General features: G+C 40.1%; 4 protein-coding genes. 3 read left to right on the top strand and 1 reads right to left on the bottom strand.

The window, feature by feature from the left end:
- From VF500_RS17640 to rplS, 3 genes are all read left to right on the top strand, one after another.
- Positions 1 to 349 (top strand): hypothetical protein (locus VF500_RS17640; protein ID WP_330860941.1); only part of this gene is annotated, 349 nt, incomplete at its 5' end.
- 5 nt (positions 350 to 354) lie between these two features.
- Positions 355 to 594 carry a hypothetical protein gene (locus tag VF500_RS17635; protein ID WP_330860940.1) on the top strand — a complete coding sequence of 80 codons (240 nt, stop codon included), beginning with the start codon at positions 355 to 357 and terminating at the stop codon, positions 592 to 594.
- A gap of 195 nt (positions 595 to 789) precedes the next feature.
- Positions 790 to 1,137, top strand: a complete 348-nt coding sequence (rplS, locus tag VF500_RS17630) for a 50S ribosomal protein L19 (RefSeq protein ID WP_090532282.1) — start codon at positions 790 to 792, stop codon at positions 1,135 to 1,137.
- A 331-nt stretch (positions 1,138 to 1,468) separates the two neighbouring features.
- Here rplS and VF500_RS17625 read toward each other — a convergent pair.
- Positions 1,469 to 1,991: hypothetical protein (locus tag VF500_RS17625; RefSeq protein ID WP_330860939.1), on the bottom strand; the 523-nt coding region annotated here is incomplete at its 5' end.

Raw genomic sequence — 1,991 nt, 5'->3', positions numbered from 1 at the left:
GCCCTGCTATTTCCTACTATGCGTATTTATGTATTATCAGTTCCACCTCAATGCAAACTGGTTTAGCGCTATGTTTAGCACCATGGTACAGCTGGAAAAAGTACCTTATATCGATTATATCGGTCCGCTGGTATTGTTCATATTGCCTATGGTTTGCTTCATTATTAACCTGCTTTCCATTATTCATGTACAGGTTAGGCAACTGGATCCCGAAAAGCGCAAAGTACGGGAGATGAACATCAGCATCAGGTTAAAACTGTGGAATATTGTGCTGATCCTCATCAGCCTTGCCATCATGCTCCTGTTCATCAATTTCGCCATGACAGAAAACATATCCATTAAAAACTAATCATCATGAAATTAAACTGGTTTACCCGCAAAGGGATCATCTACCTGCCTGTATCCATCATTGGCTGGGTTATACTTGCCATCGCGTTTGCTTATGCCGTTTTTACTTTTGTCGATATCGATAAACGCTCCCATTCAGTAAGTGATACGCTCATCAATTTTGTATTCAACCTGCTTTTAATTGGGTTGGTGTATACGCTAATCGCTTATTTTACTGAGAAAAAACCAGTGCAGGATGCGCTTTAAAAATAAACAAGCCTCAATCGGAGCCGAGCCTTACGAAGTTTTGGAAACTTCGTAAGGCTATTAAAACCACAACCCACTGTTAATAAAAAAACTAAATGTGGAAATTTTTAAATTTGGCTTTCATTTATTGAAAATAATCCCTATACTTGCAATCCGATTTTTACGGGCTAAAAATCGCATTAAGAGCTTAAAATCATGGATTTAGTAAAATTTGTTGAAGAGCAATCAGTAGAAAAAAAGCAGCTTCCATCCTTCAAAGCTGGTGATACTGTAAGTGTTCACTATAAAATCAGAGAAGGAAATAAAGAACGCGTTCAGGTTTACCAAGGTGTGGTAATTCAGCGTAACAGCGTTGGTGTTAGCGAAACTTTTACTGTGCGTAAAGTATCAAATGGCATTGGCGTTGAGCGTATCTTCCCTGTTAACTCTCCAAACATCGATAAGATCGAAGTTAACAGCGTTGGTAAAGTTCGTCGTTCTAAATTGTACTACCTGCGTGCCCTTACCGGTAAAGCAGCTCGTATCAAATCAAAACGCGTTTAATTTACCCAACCGCTTAGCGGTATATAAAATATTAAAAGGCCTTTCTGAAGTAATTTCGGTAAGGCCTTTTGCTATACGATGGTTTTTGGAATAGCCTTTATATAAGCTATTGATTTTCAAAGAACAAGACACGTATAACGGACTGCCGCGGGTTTATAACCCGTGGTAACCATGACTTAAGCTTCCAGCTTAAGATATAGATGATTTGAAGCTGAAAGCTTCAATAGTGTTGAATCACGGGTTACGCTATCGCTAAACCCGCGACAGAGAAGAGAAAAAGAAAAACGACAAACTGGCTCAATAAAAGGCCGAAAACAACTCAACCCACCTTTCAGAGCTTGATAGTTTTAATTGTTGGGCCGTCTTCCCAAACACAAAGCACCTTGCTATCAGGTAATATTACCGTCTTTAAATAACTTCCCTTACCCACATACGTTTCTTTGTTGGTTTGTACGTTTTTATATGTTAAACGCCCTCCGTCTCCCATTGCAACAAGAATCTGATTTTTATCAGCGCTGATACTGCAATCCCTTCCTTTACCCAGCTCCTTTTCATTTTGCCCGGGTGTGCAATAATAAACTACTCCCTTTCGCTGCCAGGTTGTATTAATGGTATTATCGGCATTGAAATCTAATCCGCCGCCATCCATTGTACAGCTATTCATCTTCCAGGTATCATTTCCCAATTTAGTTGCCTTATTGAACGTTTTACCTTTATCGGTAGATGTAGCCAGGTAAAGGTCACGCGAGCCGTTTAACCAATTCCGGAACATAATGGCAACATTGCCACCCTTAACAGCAATACCTGGCCTGCAACATTCGCAAACATGCCCATCGGGCGACCGGTAAACCAAT

Source organism: Mucilaginibacter sp. (genome assembly GCF_036383575.1).
Lineage (GTDB): Bacteria > Bacteroidota > Bacteroidia > Sphingobacteriales > Sphingobacteriaceae > Mucilaginibacter.
The sequence above is the reverse complement of the archived record's forward strand: the minus strand, read 5'-3'. Positions and strand labels throughout refer to the sequence as shown.